The sequence below is a fragment of the Pseudomonas sp. WS 5503 genome, from assembly GCF_012985385.1.
GTDB classification, from domain to species: domain Bacteria; phylum Pseudomonadota; class Gammaproteobacteria; order Pseudomonadales; family Pseudomonadaceae; genus Aquipseudomonas; species Aquipseudomonas paracarnis.
In genome coordinates, this window is the sequence record NZ_JAAQWI010000002.1 from 645,033 (window position 1) to 665,978 (window position 20,946).

Here is a 20,946-nt window from a genome sequence, read left to right on the forward strand (position 1 = left end):
GGCTGCGATTTAAAGAGCGGGAGTATACCCGATTCGGCCCCGCCACCACTCCCTGGAGCCTTATGCCACGCTGCTTTTGGTGTTCTGAAGATCCGCTGTACATGGCTTATCACGATCAAGAGTGGGGAACGCCGCTGCGCGATGCGCAGGGTTTGTTCGAGTTGCTTTTGCTCGAAGGGTTCCAGGCAGGCCTGTCCTGGATCACCGTTTTACGCAAACGCGAGCATTATCGAAAGGTCTTGTTCGGGTTTGATGCGCAGCGCCTGGCCCAGTTGAGCGACGAAGAAATCGAGGCGCTGATGCAGGATCCCGGCATCGTGCGCAATCGCTTGAAGCTCAATGCCACCCGGCGCAACGCCGCGGCCTGGCTGGCGCTGGAAGACCCGGTGGGGTTGCTGTGGTCGTTTGTCGGCGGCAAACCCAAGGTCAATCACTTCAAGGATCGCAGCGACGTCCCGGCGATCACGCCCGAAGCCGAAGCCATGAGCAAAGCCTTGAAAAAGGCCGGCTTCACTTTCGTCGGGCCGACCATCTGCTACGCCTTCATGCAGGCCTCGGGCATGGTCATGGACCACACCCAGGACTGCGACCGTTACGCGGACTTGGTCAACGCCGGTTAGAATGCCGGCTTTGCGCACCACACACGATCAGGAGTGAACTGTGGAAAAGTTTAAAGGCGCCTTGCTGGTAGGCGCTCTTCGGTTGTTTGCCCTGCTGCCCTGGCGCGCTGTACAAGCCGTCGGCACAGGGATCGGCTGGATCATGTGGAAAACCCCCAACCGTTCCCGCGATACGGTGCGGATCAACCTCTCCAAATGCTTCCCGGACATGGACCCGGCAGAGCGCGAGCGCCTGGTGGGCCGCAGCCTGATGGACATCGGCAAGTCCCTCACCGAAAGCGCCTGCGCGTGGATCTGGCCGGCGCAGCGCTCCATCGACCTGGTCCGCGAAGTCGAGGGCCTGGAAGTGCTGCACGAGGCCCTGGCTTCTGGCAAAGGCGTGGTGGGCATCACCAGCCATCTAGGCAATTGGGAAGTGTTGAACCACTTCTACTGCAGCCAGTGCAAACCGATCATTTTCTATCGCCCGCCCAAGCTCAAGGCCGTGGACGAGTTGCTGCGCAAGCAGCGCGTGCAGTTGGGCAACCGCGTGGCGGCTTCCACCAAGGAAGGCATTCTCAGTGTGATCAAGGAAGTGCGCAAAGGCGGCCAGGTGGGTATTCCTGCCGACCCGGAGCCGGCTGAGTCCGCCGGGATCTTCGTACCGTTTTTTGCCACCCAGGCGCTCACCAGTAAATTCGTGCCGAACATGCTCGCGGGCCACAAGGCCGTTGGCGTATTCCTGCACGCCCTGCGCCTGCCGGACGGCTCGGGCTACAAGGTGATCCTGGAAGCGGCGCCGGAGGACATGTACAGCACCGACACCGCGACGTCCTGTGCGGCGATGAGCAAGGTAGTTGAGCGCTATGTAGGTGCTTACCCAAGCCAGTACATGTGGAGCATGAAGCGCTTCAAGAAGCGCCCGCCGGGTGAGGCGCGGTGGTATTGATTCACTACTGACTTAAATTCGCTGCGAAACCAATGTGGGAGCGGGCAAGCCCTAATGCCTGTAGGAGCGAGCTTGCTCGCGAAAAACTTCAGCGATAACGCGTGTTTCCTGAATAAACGCGGCGCCTATTGGTTTTTCGCGAGCAAGCTCGCTCCTACAGGTAGTAGGCAAGTCCCCTTCCAATCAAGCCTGGCGGTCGAGTTTCTTCAGGAACACTGCCATCTCTTTTTCGGCCTGCTTGTCGCCGTGGGCCTGGGCCGCTTCAATGCCTTTTTCCCACGCCTGTCGTGCGGAGGCACTGTCACCCTGGGCCTGGTGCGCCTTGCCCAACAACTTCCACGCCGCCGAGTACTTCGGATCGAACTCGACGCATCGCTGCAAATGCTCGGCCGCCTTTGCGTTGTCCTTCAGGTCCAGATAACCCTTGCCCAGGCCAAAGCGCAGCAATGAATTATCCACACCCTTGGCGAGCATTTTTTCCAGGGATTCGAGCATGGCTGTGCATCCTTTAGCTACATAGCGGTTTCGATATCGTCATCGCGGGCAAGCCCGCTCCCACACTTGGAGCGCGATCACATGTGGGAGCGGGCTTGCCCGCGATGGCGGCGGCAGGCTCACACAATTTTTTAATCAGAAAAAACTCAGCCCCACGTGGAACAGCTTCTCAACATCGCGAATATGTTTTTTATCCACAAGGAACAAAATCACGTGGTCTCCGGTGGCGATCACCGTATCGTCATGGGCAATGATCACTTCTTCATCGCGAATGATCGCGCCAATGGTGGTACCGGGCGGCAGGCCGATATCGCGGATCGCCTTGCCAATCACTTTGCTGGACTTGGAGTCACCGTGGGCAATCGCCTCGATGGCTTCCGCTGCGCCACGGCGCAACGAGTGCACGCTGACAATGTCGCCACGGCGCACGTGGGCGAGCAAGGTACCGATGGTCGCCAACTGCGGGCTGATGGCAATGTCGATATCGCCGCCCTGGATCAGGTCCACATAGGCCGGGTTGTTGATGATGGTCATCACCTTCTTCGCCCCCAGCCGCTTGGCCAGCAAGGACGACATGATATTGGCTTCGTCATCGTTGGTCAGGGCCAGGAAGATATCCGCGTCGGCGATGTTCTCTTCCATCAGGAGATCACGGTCCGAGGCGCTGCCTTGCAGTACGACAGTGCTGTCGAGGGTGTCGGACAAATGCCGACACCGCGTCGGGCTCATCTCGATGATCTTCACCTGGTAGCGGCTTTCGATGGCTTCGGCCAAACGCTCGCCAATCTGCCCACCGCCGGCTATGACGATGCGTTTGTAGCTCTCGTCGAGCCTGCGCATTTCGCTCATGACCGCACGAATGTTCGCCTTGGCGGCGATGAAAAACACTTCGTCGTCAGCCTCGATCACCGTGTCGCCCTGGGGCAGGATCGGCCGGTCACGGCGGAAAATCGCGGCGACGCGGGTTTCCACGTTTGGCATGTGCTCACGCAGCTGGCGCAGTTGCTGGCCCACCAACGGCCCGCCGTAATAGGCCTTCACTGCCACCAGTTGCGCTTTGCCTTCGGCGAAGTCGATGACTTGCAACGCACCTGGAATTTCGATCAGGCGCTTGATGTAGTGGGTCACCACCTGTTCCGGGCTGATCAGTACGTCCACCGGAATGGCGTCGTTGTCGAACAACCCGGCGCGGGTCAGGTAAGCCGCTTCCCGCACCCGAGCGATCTTGGTCGGGGTGTGGAACAGGGTGTGGGCGACCTGGCAGGCGACCATGTTGGTCTCGTCGCTGTTGGTCACAGCCACCAGCATGTCGGCATCGTCGGCACCGGCCTGACGCAGCACCGTCGGAAACGACGCGCGACCTTGCACCGTACGAATGTCCAGGCGGTCGCCCAGGTTGCGCAGGCGCTCGGCATCGGTGTCGACCACGGTGATGTCGTTGGCTTCACCGGCCAAATGTTCGGCCAGCGTGCCACCAACCTGCCCTGCTCCAAGGATGATGATTTTCATCCGGTCACTCCCTTAAAACCATTCAGCCGCGCGCGGCAGCGATCTTGATCAGTTTGGCGTAGTAGAAGCCATCGTGCCCGCCTTCCTGCGCGAGCAGTTGGCGACCGTGGGGCTGCTTGATACCGGCGCTAGTGGCGAGGTCCAGTTCGCGCGCGCCGCTGGTGCGGGCGAGGAAAGCTTGGATGACCTCGGTATTTTCGGTGGGCAGCGTGGAGCAGGTGGCGTAAAGCAGGATGCCGCCGACTTCCAGAGTCGGCCACAGCGCGTCGAGCAGTTCGCCTTGCAACACCGCCAGGGCGGCGATGTCGTCGGGCTGGCGGGTCAGCTTGATGTCCGGATGACGGCGGATCACGCCGGTGGCGGAGCAAGGAGCGTCCAGCAGGATGCGCTGGAATGGCTTGCCGTCCCACCAGGTGGCGGTGTCGCGGCCGTCGGCGGCGATCAGGTCGGCGTTGAGGCCCAGGCGTGCAAGGTTTTCCCGCACGCGCACCAGGCGCTTGGCCTCAAGGTCCACAGCCACCACACCGGCCAGGTCTTTTTCAACCTCAAGGATGTGACACGTCTTACCGCCTGGCGCGCAGCAGGCGTCGAGTACGCGCTGGCCTGGGGCCAAATCGAGCAGATCGGCAGCCAATTGCGCGGCCTCGTCCTGCACGCTGATCCAGCCTTCGGCAAAGCCCGGCAGGCTGCGTACATCGGCGGCGACTTCCAGCACGATACCGTCCGTGCTGTACACGCACGGGGTGGCGTTGATGGCCGCGCCGACTAGTAATTGCAGGTATGCATCCCGGCTGTGGTGGCGACGGTTGACCCGCAGGATCATCGGCGGGTGTGCGTTGTTGGCCGCGCAGATAGCCTCCCATTGCTCGGGCCAAAAGGCCTTCAGGGATTTTTGCAGCCAGCGCGGGTGGGCGGTGCGCACCACCGGATCATGTTCCAGCTCGGCCAACAGCGTTTCGCTTTCACGCTGGGCGCGGCGCAGCACGGCATTGAGCAGGGCCTTGGCCCAGGGCTTTTTCAGCTTGTCGGCGCAACCGACGGTTTCACCGATAGCGGCGTGGGCCGGCACGCGGGTGTAGAGCAACTGGTAGAGGCCCACCAGCAACAGCGCCTCGACATCCGCGTCCGCCGCTTTGAACGGTTTTTGCAGCAGCTTGGCGGCCAACGCAGACAACCGTGGCTGCCAACGGGCGGTGCCAAAGGCCAGGTCCTGGGTAAACCCGCGGTCGCGGTCTTCAACCTTATCCAACTGCGTCGGCAGAGAACTGTTGAGCGAAGCCTTGCCATTGAGCACAGCGGCGAGAGCCTTGGCGGCGGCCAGACGTGGGTTCATTGAGTGACCACTCCAAGCGTGGTGCCCAGGGCGAATTTCTCACGACGACTGTTGAACAAATCGCTGAAGTTCAGCGCCTTGCCGCCGGGCAATTGCAGACGCGTCAGGCACAGCGCCTGTTCACCGCAAGCCACCAACAGGCCGTCTTTGCTGGCGCCGATGATCTCACCGGGAGCGCCTACGCCATCGGCCAGGGTCGCGGCCAACACTTTCAAGGCTTCGCCGTTCAGGGTGCTGTGGCAGATCGGCCATGGGTTGAAGGCACGTACCAGGCGCTCCAGCTCCACGGCTGGGCGGCTCCAGTCAATGCGCGCTTCGTCCTTGTTCAGCTTGTGGGCGTAGGTGGCCAGGCTGTCGTCTTGGATTTCACCTTGCAGGGTGCCGGCAGCCAGGCCAGCGATGGCCTGGATCACGGCGGGCGGCCCCAGCTCAGCCAGGCGGTCGTGCAGACTGCCGCCGGTGTCTTGGGCGGAGATCGGGGTGGTGACTTTGAGCAGCATCGGCCCGGTATCCAGGCCGGCTTCCATGCGCATCACGGTCACGCCGCTCTCCTGATCGCCCGCTTCAACGGCGCGCTGAATCGGCGCCGCACCACGCCAGCGTGGCAGCAGTGAAGCATGACTGTTGATGCAACCCAGGCGCGGTATATCCAGCACAGCCTGAGGCAGGATCAAACCGTAAGCCACCACCACCAGCAGGTCGGGCTTCAGCGCGGCCAGTTCGGCCTGGGCGTCGGCGTTACGCAGGGTCGGCGGCTGCAGCACAGGAATGTTGTGCTCCAGCGCCAACTGCTTGACCGGACTCGGCATCAGTTTTTGCCCGCGACCGGCCGGGCGATCCGGCTGGGTGTACACCGCGACGATGTCATAAGGGCTGGCAAGCAGCGCCTTGAGGTGTTCGGCGGCAAATTCAGGAGTGCCGGCAAAAACAATGCGCAATGGCTCGGTCATGGGAGTTCTCGGTTAAAAACAGTCACAAAAGAAAAAGGCTTGCCGCAGCAAGCCTTTGGAAGAAGGGCATCAGGCTTGCTGGCGATGCTTTTTTTCCAGCTTCTTCTTGATGCGGTCACGCTTGAGCGTGGACAGGTAATCGACAAACAGCTTGCCGTTGAGGTGGTCGCATTCATGCTGGATACACACCGCCAGCAGGCCTTCGGCAACCAGTTCGAAAGGCTTGCCGTCACGGTCCAGCGCCTTGATCTTCACGCGCAGCGGGCGTTCCACATTCTCGTAGAACTCCGGCACCGACAGGCAGCCTTCCTGGTATTCGCCCATCTCTTCGGTCAGCGGTTCGAACTCAGGGTTGATGTACACCCGAGGTTCGCTGCGATCTTCCGACAGGTCCATGACCACGACACGCAGATGCACGTTGACCTGGGTAGCGGCGAGGCCGATGCCCGGGGCTTCATACATTGTTTCAAACATGTCATCGACCAACTGACGAACCTTGTCGTCCACTACGGCCACCGGCTTGGCGATCGTGCGCAGGCGCGAGTCGGGAAATTCGAGGATGTTCAAAATAGCCATAAGCGTAATTGCTGCACATGTGAGGAAGAGACAAATCGGCGGTGGGATGGACCCATACGGCCGGTGTGAAACGCTCGGAAGCCGCGAAGGCCATGGCATTTCACGCGAACGCACATAATAAAGGAGATTCACCCCATGAGGAAATCGCTACTCGTCTTGCTGCTGTGGGCCCCGTTCGCCACGGCGTTGATTGCGCAACCCACTGAGCGCCTGGATCAGGCAGCGCAACAGGCCATCCAGCATTTTTTACTGCACAACCGTATTTTTGACTCGCCCGAGGACCTGGATAACGCGCCTTACATTATTGCGGCGCAAGGCGGGCGCGTGCTGGGTGCCAACGACGAGCGTGTGCATGCGCGCGGGCGTCTGGACCCGGCCCAGCCGAGCTACGGGATCTTTCGCCGAGGCAAGGCCTACACCGACCCCGTTACCCAGGAGTTACTCGGCATCAATGCCGACGACATCGGCACTGCGCGCTTTGTGCTTGCCGACAGCCTCACCACCCTCGCAGTGCAACGGGTGACCCAGGAAATCCGCCCAGGCGACCGCTTGTTGCGCGCCGAGCCTCCCGTTGCTTTGGCGAACCTGGAGCCGTGCAAACCTGCACCCTTGATTACAGGGCATATCATCGACATCCCCAAGGGCGTCACGCAGATTGGCGTGCTCGACGCTGTGACCCTGAACAAGGGCCGCCGCGATGGCCTGGTGGAGGGCCAACTGCTGACGGTGATCAAGGCTGGCGCCACCGTGCGAGACGCCCTCACCGGCACGCCCACGCCACTCCCGGATGAGCGAGCCGGCACCCTTCTGGTGTTTCGTACCTATGAAAAGCTCAGCTATGCCCTGGTGCTCAGTGCTTCACGGTCGCTAGCCGTGCAAGACCGTTTCGAGACGGCTGATCAAGCGCAATAAATAGCCTGCTAAATAAGTTACCAACAGAGTTATCCACAGCTTGTTCCGGTCAAGGATGATCATATGAATCCGATAAACAGTAGCGATATTTCCCCGGCAGAGCTGGAAGCCCGGCTACGCTTGCACAGGCTGCCAGAACTGGGGCCCAAGCGTTTTCACGTATTGATCGAAGCCTTTGGTTGCGCTTCCAAGGCCCTGAGTGCTCCCGCCAGCGCCTGGCATTCCCTCGGTTTGCCCGCCGTCAGTGCCGAGGCCCGACGTAGCCCCAAAGTCCGTGACGGTGCCAGTGAAGCGTTGGCCTGGCTGGGGCGCCCGGCCCAGCATTTGCTGATGTGGGACCAACCTGATTACCCGGCGTTGCTCGCGCAGATCGACGATGCGCCGCCGTTGTTATTCGTGGCGGGCGACCCCGGTATTCTGGAAAAACCACAGTTGGCCATGGTGGGAAGTCGGCGTGCCTCTCGCCCGGGCATGGACACGGCAGCGGCCTTTTCCCGTAGCCTGGCGAGCGCCGGTTTTGTCATCACTAGTGGGCTGGCGGTGGGCATTGACGGCGCGGCGCACCAGGCGGCATTGGACGTAGGCGGCCATACCATCGGCGTGCTCGGCACTGGCCTGGAAAATTTTTATCCACAGCGCCATCGCAGGCTCGCCGCGGCGATGATTGCCCAAGGCAGCGCCGTGGTTTCCGAATTTCCGCTGGATGCCGCGCCCCAGGCCGGCAATTTCCCACGGCGCAACCGGATTATCAGCGGGCTGTCGTTAGGCGTGCTGGTGGTGGAGGCCAGTATGGCCAGCGGCTCGCTGATCACCGCACGCCTGGCGGCGGAGCAAGGGCGCGAGGTGTACGCGATTCCGGGTTCCATCCACCACCCCGCCGCCAAGGGCTGTCATCAGCTGATCCGTGATGGCGCGGTGCTTGTGGAAACCATCGAGCACATTCTTGAAAGCCTGCGCGGTTGGCAGCGGTTGTCCCATGCTGCGCCGGTGCGCGTGATCCATCCGTTGGTGGCGCTGCTGCACGCGGCACCGCATAGCAGCGAAGCCTTGGCGATTGCCAGCGGTCGGCCGTTGTCCCAAGTACTGGCCACCCTGACGGAACTGGAGTTGGAGGGCCAAGTGATTTGCGAAAGCGGGCGCTGGCTGGCGCGGTGCCCGCTTTTGTAGTGGCCCGTTTTTGGCGCTAGGTTTTGTAACGAAGATCGGTAAACTGCCCAGAGCTTTAGTCCGGAGAGTAAACAATGGTCAACAGGTGGCGTGTGCTGGAAGCCGCACGGGAAATTCGCGCAGGCGCAGTGATCGCCTATCCGACCGAAGCGGTTTGGGGCCTGGGCTGCGACCCGTGGAACGAAGAAGCAGTGGATCGACTGTTGGCGATCAAGAACCGCTCGGTCGACAAAGGCCTGATCCTGGTGGCGGATAATATTCGTCAGTTCGACTTTCTGTTTGAAGATTTCCCGCAAACGTGGATCGAACGCATGGCCAGCACTTGGCCAGGGCCGAATACCTGGCTGGTGCCCCATCAAGACTTGCTGCCTGAATGGGTCACGGGTGTGCATGACACCGTAGCGCTGCGGGTCAGTGATCATCCGTTGGTGAGAGATTTGTGCGCCCAGGTCGGCCCGTTGATTTCCACCTCGGCCAACCCTCAGGGCCGCCCGGCGGCCCGCACGCGGCTTCGCGTAGAGCAGTATTTTCGCGGGCAAGTGGACTTGGTGTTGGGCGGCGCCCTGGGTGGGCGCAAGAACCCGAGCCTGATTCGGGACCTGGTGACGGGTGATGTGGTGCGCCCCTCGTAAGGTGCAGCTCGTTCCCACGCTCTGCGTGGGAACGCCGCATTGGACGCTCTGCGTCCGCTTGTGACGCAGAGCGTCACGGTATGCATTCCCATGCAGAGCGTGGGAACGATCTTAAGGCAGCAGGATGGTTGAGCCAGTCGTGCGCCGTGCCGACAACTCCGTCTGCGCTTTGGCCGCCTCCGCCAGCGGGTAGCGCTGGTTGATATCAATGCGCACCTTGCCGCTCTTGATCATCGAAAACAGATCGTCCGCCATCGCCTGCAAGTTTGCCGCACTGTTGGCGTAGGTCGCCAACGTTGGCCGGGTTACGTACAGCGAGCCCTTCGCCGACAGAATCCCCAGGTTCACCCCATCCACCGCACCCGACGCGTTGCCGAAGCTCACCACCAAACCCCGTGGCGCCACGCTGTCCAGTGAGGTCAGCCAGGTGTCCTTGCCGACGCCGTCGTACACCACTGGGCACTTCTTGCCGTCAGTCAATTCCAGTACGCGTTGTGCGACATCTTCCTTGCTGTAGTCGATGGTTTCCCAAGCGCCTAGCGATTTGGCCAGGGCGGCTTTTTCCGGGGAGCTGACCGTGCCGATCAACTTCACCCCCAGGGCCTTGGCCCATTGGCAGGCCAGGGAACCCACGCCACCCGCAGCGGCGTGGAACAAAATGGTTTCACCGCCTTTGAGCTCATAGGTCTGGCGCAACAGGTATTGCACGGTCAGGCCTTTGAGCATGGCACCGGCGGCCTGTTCGAAGCTGATCTCATCCGGCAGGTGCACCAGGTTGGCCGCAGGCAACACATGCAGCTCGCTGTAGGCACCCAGCGGACCGCTGCCGTAGGCCACGCGGTCGCCAACTTTGAATTGGCTGACTTCACTGCCCACCGCGTCCACCACGCCAGCGCCTTCCGCACCAAGGCCCGATGGCAGCGCGGGCGGCGCGTAGAGGCCACTGCGGAAGTAGGTGTCGATGAAGTTCAGGCCGATGGCCTCGTTGCGCACCCGAACCTGCTGTGGGCCAGGCTCCGCTGGCGTGTAGTCCACATATTCAAGTACTTCGGGGCCGCCATGGGCGCTGAACTGGATACGTTTGGCCATCTGCACTTCTCCTTGGGTTCGAATCTGCGTAGCCCCCTATCGGACTCCTAAGCTTGATCCTCGTCAACTGCTGTGCACCTAAGTGCAGTGGCATCTAGGCGCAGTGGTATCCTGTGCGCCCATTTGCCGCCGACGCCCCATGGGCCTCGCGTAGCTTTGCCCGATTCAAGGTGATGCCATGACTACCCGCACCGAGGCTGTTAAAGCCTACCTGCTTGACCTGCAAGACCGCATTTGCAGCGCCCTGGAAACCTTCGAGACGGACACTCGCTTTATCGAAGACGCCTGGACCCGGCCAGCCGGCGGTGGCGGTCGTACCCGTGTGATGGAAAACGGTTCGGTGATCGAAAAAGGCGGTGTCAACTTTTCCCACGTGTTCGGCAGCGGTCTGCCACCGTCTGCCAGTGCCCATCGCCCTGAACTGGCGGGCCGTGGGTTTGAGGCCCTGGGTGTGTCGCTGGTGATCCATCCGCATAACCCGCATGTACCGACTTCCCACGCCAATGTGCGGTTTTTCATCGCTGAAAAGGAAGGTGAAGAACCGGTGTGGTGGTTCGGTGGTGGCTTCGATCTCACCCCGTATTACGGCAATGAAGAAGACTGCATTCACTGGCACCGCGTGGCCGAGCAGGCCTGTGCACCGTTTGGCCCGGACGTGTACTCACGCTACAAGGCCTGGTGTGACACCTACTTCCACATCAAGCACCGCAACGAGCCCCGTGGCATCGGTGGCCTGTTCTTCGATGACTTGAACGAGTGGGGCTTTGACACCTGCTTCGCCTTCATCCGCGCCATCGGCGATGCCTACATCGATGCCTACCTGCCGATTGTGCAGCGTCGCAAGGCCATGGCGTACACCGAGCAACAACGCCAGTTCCAGGAGTTCCGCCGGGGCCGCTACGTTGAGTTCAACCTGGTCTATGACCGTGGCACCCTGTTCGGCCTGCAATCGGGCGGGCGTACGGAGTCGATCCTGATGTCGCTGCCACCTCAGGTACGCTGGAGCTACGACTGGAAGGCCGAAGCCGGCAGCGAAGAGGCGCGCCTCACCGACTACTTCCTGCAAGACCGTGACTGGCTCGGCGTTGCCGCGCCCAAGGCGGCGGTGTGATGGACCGTTATGTTGTGTTCGGCAACCCCATCGGCCATAGCAAATCGCCGCTGATTCATCGTCTGTTCGCTGCCCAGACCGGCGAACAACTGGACTACAGCACGATGCTCGCGCCGTTGGAGGACTTCACCGCCTGTGCCCGTGAGTTCTTCCAACACGGCCGTGGCGCCAACGTGACCGTGCCGTTCAAGGAAGAGGCCTATCGCTTGGCCAATACCCTGACCGAACGGGCGCAGCGCGCCGGCGCCGTAAACACTTTGAGCAAATTGGCTGACGGCACGTTGTTGGGCGACAACACCGACGGCGCGGGCCTGGTGCGCGACTTGACGGTCAATGCCGGGCTGAGCCTGCAAGGCAAACGCATCCTGTTGTTGGGCGCCGGTGGCGCGGTACGCGGTGCGCTGGAGCCGTTGCTGGCGCAGCAACCCTCGTCGTTGATCATCGCCAACCGCACCGTGGAAAAGGCCGAGCGACTGGCTGAGCTGTTCGATGACCTGGGCCCGGTGTCTGCCAGTGGTTTCGACTGGTTGCGTGAGCCGGTGGATGTGATCATCAATGCCACGTCGGCCAGCCTGTCAGGCGATGTACCGCCGATTGCCGGCAGCCTGATCGAGCCGGGCAAGACCTTCTGCTACGACATGATGTACGCCAAGGAACCCACCGCATTCTGCCGCTGGGCGAGCGAGCAAGGCGCGGCGGTGGCGATGGATGGCCTGGGCATGCTGGTGGAACAAGCGGCGGAAGCCTTCTTGCTGTGGCGCGGTGTGCGTCCGGATTCGGCGCCCGTACTGGCCGAACTGCGCCGGCAATTGGCCTGATCCCACACGCTGATGTGGGCACACTTAATGTGGGAGCTGGCTTGCCTGCGATAGCAATAGGTCAGTTACCCATGTGCTGGCTGATCCACCGCTATCGCAGGCAAGCCAGCTCCCACAGTTGATCGGGTTTAGTCTTCGAAATGGAGGGGGCAGTTATCCGGCCCCTCCAGCTTCATCAGTTCCTCTACCACCTGCGGCCTGGCCCCACGCAACGTCAAGCTACGGCCCAACCCCGCCAACCGCCGCGCCTCCTGGTGCAGCATCTCCACCCCGGAATAGTCGATAAAGTTTATCTGCTGCGCCTCGATCACCACCCGCTCACCCTGCAGACGTTGCAGGCGCACTTGCAGGTAATGGCTGGCGCCAAAAAAGATCGAGCCGCCCACCCGCAACACATCCGCTTCACCGTCGCGCCAGTGTTGCACCCGTGGCTGCGAGGTGCGCTTGAGGTAGAAAAACAGCGACGCCAGTACCCCGGCATAGATCGCCGTTTGCAGCTCCAACAACAAGGTGGCGACACAGGTCAGGCTCATCACCACAAATTCGGCGCGGCTGACCCGGAACAGCGCACGAATGCCGCGGTGGTCCACCAGGCCCCAGCAGATCAGCAGGATACTCGCCGCCATGCTCGGGATCGGAATATGCGCGATCAACGCTGCGCCAAATAACGCGAATAGCGCCACCCACAGGGCCGAAAACACACCCGCCAATGGCGAACAGGCACCCGCCTCATAACTGAGGCCCGAGCGGGTGAACGATCCGGCTGACAGGTAGCCGGAAAAAAATCCGCCCACGATGTTGGATAAACCCTGGGCGCGTACTTCCTGGTTGGCGTCGAGCAGTTGTTGCGAGCGGGCGGACAGCGAACGGGCAATCGACAGGCTGGTCACCAACCCCAACATCCCCACCGCCACGGCACTGGGCAGCAGGCGCAGCACCAGATCCAGATCCATCGGCAACGGGCTGAACGGCGGCAGTTTGCCAATAAACGAACTGACCCGTGCCACATGCCCGAACATCGCCGGCCACAGCCATGCCGCCACGCTGCCCAACACCAAGGCGATCAACAGTGTCGGCCAGCGTGGCACCAGGTACTTGAGCAGCATACCTGCCAGCAACGTACCCAGCCCCAGGGCCAGGGACGCGTGGTCCCACTCGCCACGGTGGTCGATCAGCGCCAGCAGGCCATTGATAGCCGTGGCCTGGCTCGGTAAATCCAAGCCGAGCAGGTTGGGCAGTTGCCCCAAGGCGATCACTACGGCGGCGCCCAGGGTGAATCCCAGCACCACCGAATGGGAGACAAAGTTCACCAACGCGCCGAAGCGCAGCAGGCCGAGCAACCACTGGAACACCCCGGCGAGGAAGGTCAGCAACAGGATGAGGGTGATGTAGTCCTGGGAGCCTGGCACGGCCAATGGGCTGATGCTGGCGTAAAGCACGATGGAGATGGCGGCCGTGGGCCCGCAGATCAGGTGCCAGGACGAGCCCCACAGGCAGGCGATCAATACCGGGATGATGGCGGCGTAGAGCCCGTATTCGGCAGGGAGACCGGCGATCAGTGCGTAGGCAATCGACTGCGGCAGCGCAAGCACAGCGCCGCTGAGGCCGACGATGGCATCCCGGCCGACGCTGGCGCGGGTTTGGCGCGGCAGCCAGCGCAGGAAGGGCAAAAGTGTATGGCGGTTGGGCCGGGGCATCGCAGGCTCGGGTAAAGGGTTTTGGCAAGAGTATCAATGCATGGGTACTTGTGGGAGCTGGCTTGCCTGCGATGCTGGCGCCTCGGTGTGACAGGCATACCGGGGTGATGCTATCGCAGGCAAGCCAGCTCCCACAGGGTCGCCGGCAAGCGTCAGAGGGATCGTTCCCACGCTCTGCGTGGGAATGCTGCTCGGGACGCTCTGCGTCCGATTTTAACGTCAGAGTTTGGCTTTTACCGCTGGCAACGCCTCCTGGCCATCCAGGGTTTTCACGCCCTCCAACCATTGGTCCAACACTGCCGGGTTGGCCTTGATCCACGCCTTCGCCGCCTGCGCATTGCTGACCTTGTTGTTGGCCACGTCAGCCATGATGCTGTTCTCCATGGCCTGGGTAAAACTCAGGTTGGTCAGCAGTTTGCCGACATTGGGGCACGCTTGTGCGTAACCCTTGCGAGTCAAGGTATAGACGCTGCCGGTGGCACCAAAGTACTGCTCGCCGCCCTTGAGGTAGCGCATTTTCAGTTGCACGTTCATCGGGTGCGGGGTCCAGCCGAGAAAGGTGATAAAACGCTGTTTCTTCACCGCTCGCGAGACCTCTGCGAGCATCGCCTGTTCGCTGGACTCGATCAGCTTCCACTGCCCAAGGTCGAAATCATTCTTCTTGATGATCTCCTGCAGCGAGATATTGGCTGGCGCGCCGGAGCCAATGCCGTAGATTTTCTTGTCGAACTTGTCGGCAAATTTATTCAGGTCGGCAAAGTCATGCACCCCGGCGTCCCACACGTAGTCCGGCACGGCGAGGGTGAACTCGGTGCCCTCCAGGTTCTTCGCCAGTTGCACCACATCGCCGTTGGCCACGAACTTGTCGTAGAAGCCTTGCTGCGCCGGCATCCAGTTGCCGAGGAAGACATCCACCTGGCCGTCCTTGAGCCCGCCGAAGGTAATCGGCACCGCCAGGGTGTCGACCTTGGGTTGATAGCCCATGCCCGTCAGCAGGAAACTGGTGATAGCGTTGGTGGCGGCAATATCGCTCCAGCCTGGGTCGGCCATCTTTACCGTTTCGCAGCGCGTGTCTGCGTACACCTGGGCGCTGCTGAGCATCACCAAACTCAGTACCACGTTCAACTTTTGCATGGCCTTCCCTCTGTCTACTTATTGGTTTTGGCAGGGTTGTGGAAAACGTGCTTTGCGCTCCAGGTCATCAAGGTCGATATGGTTGCGCATGTACTGCTGACTGGCGTCTACCAGTGGCTGGTGATCCCAGCTCTTGAGCTTGCCATGGGTTAGCGCTTCAAACACCAGTCGGCGACGGCGTTGGCTGGCGAGCACCTGTTGATGGATCGCCGGGATGTCCCATTTAGCCCGCGCTTCACGCAAGAACGCCTCGAACAATGGCCGATGTTCAGCTGACTGGCTGAGGTTTTCCTGCTCGCTCGGGTCGTTGTGCACATCGAACAATAGGCAAGGATCGTCCTCGCTGTAGATGAATTTGTAGGCGCCCCGGCGAATCATCATCAATGGGCTGACGGTGCCTTCGGCCATGTATTCGCCAAACACTTCGTCATGCCCGCCCTGCCCCTGCAAGTGCGGGACCAGTGAGCGGCCGTCCAGCGGCAAGTGCGGGTCCAGTTCCCCGCCGGCCAATTCCACCAGGGTCGGCAACAAGTCGGCGGTCGACACGGCCTGGGTGACGCGGCCAGCGGCGAACTGCCCCGGCGCACTGATCAGCAGCGGCACGCGGGCGGCCATTTCAAACCAGTGCATTTTGTACCAGAGGCCGCGCTCGCCAAGCATGTCGCCGTGGTCGCCAGAGAAAATGATCAGGGTGTCGTCGGCCAGGCCGGTGTCTTCCAGGGTCTGCAGCAGCTTGCCGACGTTGCTGTCGATGTAGCTGCAGGCACCGAAGTAGGCGCGGCGCGCGTCGCGGATCTTATCCACAGGCAGCGGTTTGTCCCACAAGTCATAAACCTTGAGCAGCCGCTGGGAATGCGGGTCGAGGTCGGCCTGGGGCGGCGTCGTGGGCATTGGGATGTCGGTGTCTGCGTACAAGTCCCAGAACGGCTTGGGAATGGTGTAAGGGTCGTGGGGATGGGTCATCGACACCGTCAGGCAAAATGGCTGGTCACCTTCCTCACGGATATGGTCGAACAGATATTGCTGGGCCTTGAACACCACCTCTTCGTCGAAATCCAGCTGGTTGGTGCGCACGCACGGTCCGGCTTGCAGCACCGAGGACATGTTGTGATACCAGGTAGGTCGTACGTCTGGCTCATCCCAGTTCACTGCCCAGCCGTAGTCGGCGGGATAGATGTCGCTGGTCAGGCGCTCCTCATAGCCGTGTAACTGGTCGGGGCCGCAGAAGTGCATCTTGCCCGACAGTGCGGTGCGGTAGCCCAGGCGGCGCAAGTAGTGGGCATAGGTCGGCACATCGGCGGGGAAATCGGCGGCGTTGTCGTAGGCGCCGATCTTGCTCGGCAACTGGCCGCTGACCAAGGTGAAGCGCGACGGTGCGCACAGCGGGCTGTTGCAATAGGCGGCGTCGAACACCACGCCTTGTGCCGCCAGGCGGCTGAGGTTGGGCAGCTTGATCGGGGAAGGCCCGTAGAACGGCAGCATCGGCGCGGCCATCTGATCGGCCATGATGAAAAGAATGTTCTTGCGCTTCATGGTTTCTCGGCATTCCATAGGCAGTGTTTATGCCAATGAGCATGCGGCCCATGAATTATGGGGTAAAGCCCATGAGCAGCAATGACTAGGATAAGTTGAGCTTATGTATGAAGCGCTGGGTGACCTCTCTCTCGATTTGCTGCGCGCCTTTGAGGCAGCGGCGCGTCATCGCAGTTTCACCGCGGCCGCGATGGAGCTGGGCACCACCCAACCGGCGGTCAGCCAGCAAATCAAACGCCTTGAAGAGCAACTGGCGATCCGCCTGTTTGATCGCATTTACCGCGGCATCGAACTGACTGACGCCGGTGCCCTGCTGTTCGAGCATGTGCAAGGCGGCCTGCAGAACATCAACCAGGGGCTCGGCGCAATCACTCAACAAAGCCAGCATGAAGTGCTGCAAGTCGCCACCGACTTTGCCTTCGCCGCCTATTGGCTGATGCCACGCCTGCATCGTTTTCACCAGGCCAACCCGCAGGTGGATGTCAGCCTGGTCACCAGTGAGCGCAACCCGGCCACCCTGCGCAGCGATATTGATGTGGCGGTGCTGTTCGGCGATGGCCGTTTCAAGCAGGGCGAGAGCCTGTGGTTGTTCAATGAGGAAGTGTTCCCGGTGTGCAGCCCACAGTGGCTCAAGGAGCAGGTCGCGCCCCTGACGGTGCAGACCTTGCAAGACTGCCCGTTGCTGCACCTGCGCCAGGAAAACAACAGCCAGTGGTTTGACTGGAACGGCGTGTTCCGCGAACTGGGTATCACGGCTGCGCCGACCCCGGGGCAATTGCGCTTCGACAACTACACCTTGCTGATCCAGGCCGCGATTGCCGGCCAGGGCGTCGCCATCGGCTGGCGCCACCTGGTGGATAACCTGCTGGAGCAGAATTGGCTGTGCCGGCCGATCAGCTCCACGGTGATCTCGCGCTTGGGCTATTACGTGGTGCAACCCCAGCGCAAACGCCGCGGACAGTTGGTGGACCGCTTTGTCGAGTGGCTTGTGGCGGAACAGGCCAACAGTGCGCACTCGTTGACCGGGCTGGCCCTGCCGTCGATTGCGGTCTAGGATCGGCCCACAGTGGAACCGGAGTCAGTCATGCAACGTATCAAGGGCTACCACGCCCATATCTACTTCGACGCCAGCACGATTGAGCAGGCGCGCACGCTCTGTGAGGACGCCGCCAAGTTGTTCCCGCTGCGCATGGGCCGTGTGCACGAGCGGCCCGTGGGCCCGCACCCGGATTGGAGTTGCCAGCTGGCGTTCGAGCCGGAATATATCGGTGTGGTGTTGCCGTGGCTGGCGCTGCATCGCAATGGTCTGGTGGTGTTCCTGCACCCTGAAACCGGTGACGACCTCAAGGACCACACCGATTACGCCATCTGGATGGGCGCGATGCGCGAGCTGGACTTGTCGATTTTTTAACCTTCCTTACCCGATAAATCCGCGGCCTTCCCTAAGTAAAAACAAGAATGGTTGTAGGATTTATCTTGTCTTGTCTCATTATATGGGATTGATATTTATATATTGAGATATTCCGCTCCCTAGGTTTATATTCGCCCATCTGCTTTTTTCAGCACCCACTCATTTCAGGTGAAGCGATGCAGGCGCAATTGATCGCGCTCGATTGGGGGACCAGCTCCCTTCGTGCTTACAAACTCGGCCCCGCGGGCGTTGTGCTGGAACAGCGCTCGCAAGCCTGGGGCATCATGCATTTGCCCACAGAGCCCCGGGAAATAGCCGGTGTGCTATGCACTGACGGCTTTGAACTGGCGTTCGATAGCGCCTGTGGCGATTGGCTTGATGCCCAGCCCGGGCTACCGGTGATCGCTTGCGGCATGGTCGGCAGCGCACAGGGTTGGAGCGAGGCGGCCTATCGCAGCACGCCGGTGGATGTCGCCAGTCTCGGCCAGGCGTTGCATGGCATACGCAGCCTGCGTGGGGTGCAGGTGCATATCGTGCCGGGGGTGATCGAGCAAGTGGGTCTGCCTAATGTCATGCGTGGCGAAGAAACCCAAGTGCTCGGCGTACTGCAAGGCCTTGGGCCCCAGGTGTTGATCGGCCTGCCCGGCAGCCATTCCAAGTGGGTCGAGGTGGTGGAAGGCCGCATTACCCATTTCGATACCTTCATGACTGGCGAAGTGTTTGCGGTGTTGAGCAAGCACAGCATCCTGGGGCGTACCCAACAAGCGAGCGAGCAGTTCCAGGCCGAGGCGTTTGATCAAGGCGTGCGCGTAGCGCTGTCCAACGATGGCCAGCGTGGCGTGCTTTCGACCCTGTTCAGTGCCCGTACCCTTGGGCTCACCGCGCAGCTGGCGCCCGACCAGCAACCCGATTACCTGTCTGGCCTGCTCATCGGACATGAGCTCGCCGGCTTGCCAGATTCGGCCAAACATCAGCCGATCATCCTGGTCGGCGCTGCTGCACTTTGCGCCCGCTATCAACGCGCCCTCGCCCTTTGCGGATTTGCCCACGTCAGCCTGGCGCAAGAAGCCACCGAGCGTGGCCTGTGGCAACTGGCGCAAGCCGCCGGGCTCATTCGACCTGTACTGGAGGCCTGACATGCTCAAGCAAGCACTCGCACAAAACGGTTTGATCGCCATCCTGCGCGGCCTACGCCCCGACGAAGCCCAGGCGGTCGGCCAGGTGCTGTACGACGCGGGTTTTCGCGTGATCGAAGTGCCGCTCAACTCGCCAGACCCTTACGCCAGCATTCGCACCCTGTGCGACAGCTTGCCCGCCGATTGCCTGATCGGTGCCGGCACGGTGTTGACGCCTGAGCAGGTCGAACAGGTCAAGGCGGCCGGAGGCCAGGTGATCGTCATGCCCCACAGCGATGCCAAGGTGCTGCGTGCCGCCAAAGCGGCGGGCCTGTACTTGTCGCCTGGGGTAGCCACGCCTACCGAAGCCTTTGCCGCACTGGCCGAAGGCGCCGATGTGTTGAAGCTGTTCCCGGCCGAGCAGATGGGCCCTTCAGTGATCAAGGCATGGCTGGCGGTATTGCCGGCGGGCACGTTGCTGCTGCCGGTGGGCGGCATTACCCCGGACAACATGCAGGTGTTTACCGACGCCGGCGCCAAGGGCTTCGGATTGGGTTCCGGGCTGTTCAAGCCGGGCATGACAGTGGATCAGATTGCGAGCCGTGCCCAGGCTTATGTCGCCGCCTGGAAAGCCCTGAGCTGAGAGCATATTCCGCGCCCACAGGCGCTGCATCTATAAGAGAGACAAGAGATGAAAATCACCAAACTGACGACCTTTATCGTTCCGCCGCGCTGGTGCTTCCTCAAGGTCGAAACCGACCAGGGTGTGACCGGCTGGGGTGAGCCTGTGGTCGAGGGCCGCGCTCACACGGTGGCCGCCGCCGTCGAAGAACTGTCCGACTACCTGATCGGCAAAGACCCTCGCAATATCGAAGATATCTGGACCGTGCTCTATCGCGGCGGCTTCTACCGAGGCGGCGCGGTGCATATGAGCGCCCTCGCCGGCATCGACCAGGCGTTGTGGGACATCAAGGGCAAGGCCCTCGGTGTATCGGTCAGCGATCTGCTGGGCGGCCAGGTGCGTGACAAGATCCGTGTGTACTCATGGATCGGCGGTGACCGCCCCGCCGATACTGCCCGTGCCGCCAAAGAGGCGGTGGCCCGTGGCTTCACAGCCGTGAAAATGAATGGCACCGAAGAATTGCAGTTTGTCGACAGCTTCGAAAAAGTCGACCTGGCCCTGGCCAACGTCGCTGCTGTGCGCGATGCGGTCGGCCCTAACGTGGGTATTGGCGTCGACTTCCATGGCCGCGTGCACAAGCCGATGGCCAAGGTGCTGATGAAAGAGCTCGACCCGTACAAACTGATGTTCATTGAAGAGCCGGTGCTCAGCGAAAACTACGAAGCGCTGAAAGAACTGGCCCCGCTGACCAGTACGCCGATCGCCTTGGGTGAGCGCCTGTTCTCGCGCTGGGATTTCAAGCGGGTGCTCAGCGAAGGCTACGTCGACATCATCCAGCCGGACGCCTCCCACGCAGGTGGTATCACCGAAACCCGCAAGATCGCCAACATGGCCGAAGCCTACGACGTGGCCCTGGCCCTGCACTGTCCGCTGGGCCCGATTGCCTTGGCGGCATGCCTGCAGCTGGATGCGGTTTGCTACAACGCGTTTATCCAGGAGCAGAGCCTGGGTATTCACTACAACGAAAGCAACGATCTGCTCGACTATGTGCGTGATCCAGGCGTATTCGACTATGACCAGGGCTTTGTGAAGATCCCCAACGGCCCAGGTCTGGGCATTGAGATCAACGAGGAGTATGTGGTTGAGCGCGCGGCCATCGGCCATCGCTGGCGCAATCCGATCTGGCGCCATGCCGATGGCAGTTTTGCCGAGTGGTGATTTCCACCTGATTGAAACGCGCAAAAAAATGTGGGAGCAGGCAAGCCAGTTCCCACATTGAGCGCGTTCCTTCCTC

At 61.4% G+C, this 20,946-nt stretch carries 21 protein-coding genes; 12 read left to right on the forward strand and 9 right to left on the reverse strand.

Annotated elements, in window-relative coordinates; translation table 11 throughout:
• Window positions 1-62: 62 nt before the first annotated feature.
• Both tag and HBO10_RS08710 read left to right on the forward strand, forming a co-directional pair.
• Window positions 63-620, forward strand: a complete 558-nt coding sequence (gene tag / locus HBO10_RS08705; RefSeq protein ID WP_034129191.1) for a DNA-3-methyladenine glycosylase I — start codon at window positions 63-65, stop codon at window positions 618-620.
• Between the two features lie 40 nt (window positions 621-660).
• Window positions 661-1,548, forward strand: a complete 888-nt coding sequence (locus HBO10_RS08710; RefSeq protein ID WP_014716285.1) for a lysophospholipid acyltransferase — start codon at window positions 661-663, stop codon at window positions 1,546-1,548.
• 183 nt (window positions 1,549-1,731) lie between these two features.
• Here the strand turns inward: HBO10_RS08710 and HBO10_RS08715 are convergent, their stop codons facing one another.
• The 5 genes from HBO10_RS08715 to def form a co-directional block, all read right to left on the reverse strand.
• Window positions 1,732-2,043: a tetratricopeptide repeat protein gene (locus HBO10_RS08715; protein ID WP_034129192.1), complete on the reverse strand. Its 312-nt coding sequence runs from the start codon at window positions 2,041-2,043 to the stop codon at window positions 1,732-1,734.
• Between the two features lie 135 nt (window positions 2,044-2,178).
• Window positions 2,179-3,552 (reverse strand): Trk system potassium transporter TrkA, encoded by a 1,374-nt coding sequence (gene trkA, locus HBO10_RS08720; RefSeq protein WP_014716287.1) that lies wholly within the window; start codon window positions 3,550-3,552, stop codon window positions 2,179-2,181.
• 22 nt (window positions 3,553-3,574) lie between these two features.
• On the reverse strand, window positions 3,575-4,885 hold the full coding sequence (gene rsmB, locus HBO10_RS08725) for a 16S rRNA (cytosine(967)-C(5))-methyltransferase RsmB (protein ID WP_034129193.1): 1,311 nt from the start codon (window positions 4,883-4,885) through the stop codon (window positions 3,575-3,577).
• A complete protein-coding gene (gene fmt, locus HBO10_RS08730; RefSeq protein ID WP_034129194.1) occupies window positions 4,882-5,835 on the reverse strand; it encodes a methionyl-tRNA formyltransferase in 954 nt (317 codons plus the stop codon). The genes rsmB and fmt overlap by 4 nt, the downstream gene beginning before the upstream one ends.
• Window positions 5,836-5,904: 69 nt before the next feature.
• Window positions 5,905-6,411, reverse strand: coding sequence for a peptide deformylase (def, locus tag HBO10_RS08735; protein ID WP_020301426.1), 507 nt, complete (start codon window positions 6,409-6,411; stop codon window positions 5,905-5,907).
• A 135-nt stretch (window positions 6,412-6,546) separates the two neighbouring features.
• Between def and HBO10_RS08740 the strand changes: the two genes are divergently transcribed.
• The 3 genes from HBO10_RS08740 to HBO10_RS08750 all read left to right on the forward strand — a co-directional run bounded on the left by HBO10_RS08740 (window position 6,547) and on the right by HBO10_RS08750 (window position 9,122).
• The gene (locus HBO10_RS08740) at window positions 6,547-7,323 is read left to right on the forward strand and encodes a hypothetical protein (RefSeq protein WP_034129195.1); all 777 of its coding nucleotides are present in this window, start codon (window positions 6,547-6,549) and stop codon (window positions 7,321-7,323) included.
• Window positions 7,324-7,386: 63 nt separating this feature from the next.
• Window positions 7,387-8,490 carry a DNA-processing protein DprA gene (dprA, locus tag HBO10_RS08745; protein WP_169921963.1) on the forward strand — a complete coding sequence of 368 codons (1,104 nt, stop codon included), beginning with the start codon at window positions 7,387-7,389 and terminating at the stop codon, window positions 8,488-8,490.
• A 74-nt stretch (window positions 8,491-8,564) separates the two neighbouring features.
• A complete protein-coding gene (locus HBO10_RS08750) occupies window positions 8,565-9,122 on the forward strand; it encodes an L-threonylcarbamoyladenylate synthase (protein ID WP_034129197.1) in 558 nt (185 codons plus the stop codon).
• A gap of 111 nt (window positions 9,123-9,233) precedes the next feature.
• Here HBO10_RS08750 and HBO10_RS08755 read toward each other — a convergent pair whose 3' ends face one another.
• On the reverse strand, window positions 9,234-10,211 hold the full coding sequence (locus tag HBO10_RS08755) for a quinone oxidoreductase (protein WP_034129198.1): 978 nt from the start codon (window positions 10,209-10,211) through the stop codon (window positions 9,234-9,236).
• A 178-nt stretch (window positions 10,212-10,389) separates the two neighbouring features.
• Here HBO10_RS08755 and hemF point away from each other — a divergent pair, with 178 nt between their 5' ends.
• Together hemF and aroE are read left to right on the forward strand one after the other, a co-directional pair.
• Window positions 10,390-11,322: an oxygen-dependent coproporphyrinogen oxidase gene (hemF, locus tag HBO10_RS08760; RefSeq protein ID WP_014716294.1), complete on the forward strand. Its 933-nt coding sequence runs from the start codon at window positions 10,390-10,392 to the stop codon at window positions 11,320-11,322.
• Window positions 11,322-12,140: a shikimate dehydrogenase gene (gene aroE, locus HBO10_RS08765; protein WP_034129199.1), complete on the forward strand. Its 819-nt coding sequence runs from the start codon at window positions 11,322-11,324 to the stop codon at window positions 12,138-12,140. Before hemF ends, aroE begins: the two co-directional genes overlap by 1 nt.
• Window positions 12,141-12,268: 128 nt before the next feature.
• Here aroE and HBO10_RS08770 read toward each other — a convergent pair whose 3' ends face one another.
• The 3 genes from HBO10_RS08770 to betC all read right to left on the reverse strand — a co-directional run bounded on the left by HBO10_RS08770 (window position 12,269) and on the right by betC (window position 16,504).
• On the reverse strand, window positions 12,269-13,837 hold the full coding sequence (locus tag HBO10_RS08770; RefSeq protein WP_034129200.1) for a SulP family inorganic anion transporter: 1,569 nt from the start codon (window positions 13,835-13,837) through the stop codon (window positions 12,269-12,271).
• A gap of 219 nt (window positions 13,838-14,056) precedes the next feature.
• The gene (gene choX / locus HBO10_RS08775) at window positions 14,057-14,971 is read right to left on the reverse strand and encodes a choline ABC transporter substrate-binding protein (RefSeq protein ID WP_034129201.1); all 915 of its coding nucleotides are present in this window, start codon (window positions 14,969-14,971) and stop codon (window positions 14,057-14,059) included.
• A gap of 18 nt (window positions 14,972-14,989) precedes the next feature.
• Window positions 14,990-16,504, reverse strand: coding sequence for a choline-sulfatase (gene betC, locus HBO10_RS08780; RefSeq protein ID WP_034129202.1), 1,515 nt, complete (start codon window positions 16,502-16,504; stop codon window positions 14,990-14,992).
• A gap of 103 nt (window positions 16,505-16,607) precedes the next feature.
• Here betC and HBO10_RS08785 point away from each other — a divergent pair, with 103 nt between their 5' ends.
• The 5 genes from HBO10_RS08785 to dgoD all read left to right on the forward strand — a co-directional run bounded on the left by HBO10_RS08785 (window position 16,608) and on the right by dgoD (window position 20,870).
• The gene (locus HBO10_RS08785) at window positions 16,608-17,558 is read left to right on the forward strand and encodes a LysR family transcriptional regulator (RefSeq protein ID WP_034129203.1); all 951 of its coding nucleotides are present in this window, start codon (window positions 16,608-16,610) and stop codon (window positions 17,556-17,558) included.
• 30 nt (window positions 17,559-17,588) lie between these two features.
• Window positions 17,589-17,915, forward strand: a complete 327-nt coding sequence (locus tag HBO10_RS08790) for a DOPA 4,5-dioxygenase family protein (RefSeq protein ID WP_014716300.1) — start codon at window positions 17,589-17,591, stop codon at window positions 17,913-17,915.
• A gap of 176 nt (window positions 17,916-18,091) precedes the next feature.
• A complete protein-coding gene (locus HBO10_RS08795; protein WP_034129204.1) occupies window positions 18,092-19,051 on the forward strand; it encodes a 2-dehydro-3-deoxygalactonokinase in 960 nt (319 codons plus the stop codon).
• A gap of 1 nt (window position 19,052) precedes the next feature.
• Window positions 19,053-19,673 carry a 2-dehydro-3-deoxy-6-phosphogalactonate aldolase gene (locus HBO10_RS08800; RefSeq protein WP_034129205.1) on the forward strand — a complete coding sequence of 207 codons (621 nt, stop codon included), beginning with the start codon at window positions 19,053-19,055 and terminating at the stop codon, window positions 19,671-19,673.
• Between the two features lie 48 nt (window positions 19,674-19,721).
• Window positions 19,722-20,870 carry a galactonate dehydratase gene (gene dgoD / locus HBO10_RS08805; RefSeq protein ID WP_003187297.1) on the forward strand — a complete coding sequence of 383 codons (1,149 nt, stop codon included), beginning with the start codon at window positions 19,722-19,724 and terminating at the stop codon, window positions 20,868-20,870.
• Window positions 20,871-20,946: the final 76 nt, after the last annotated feature.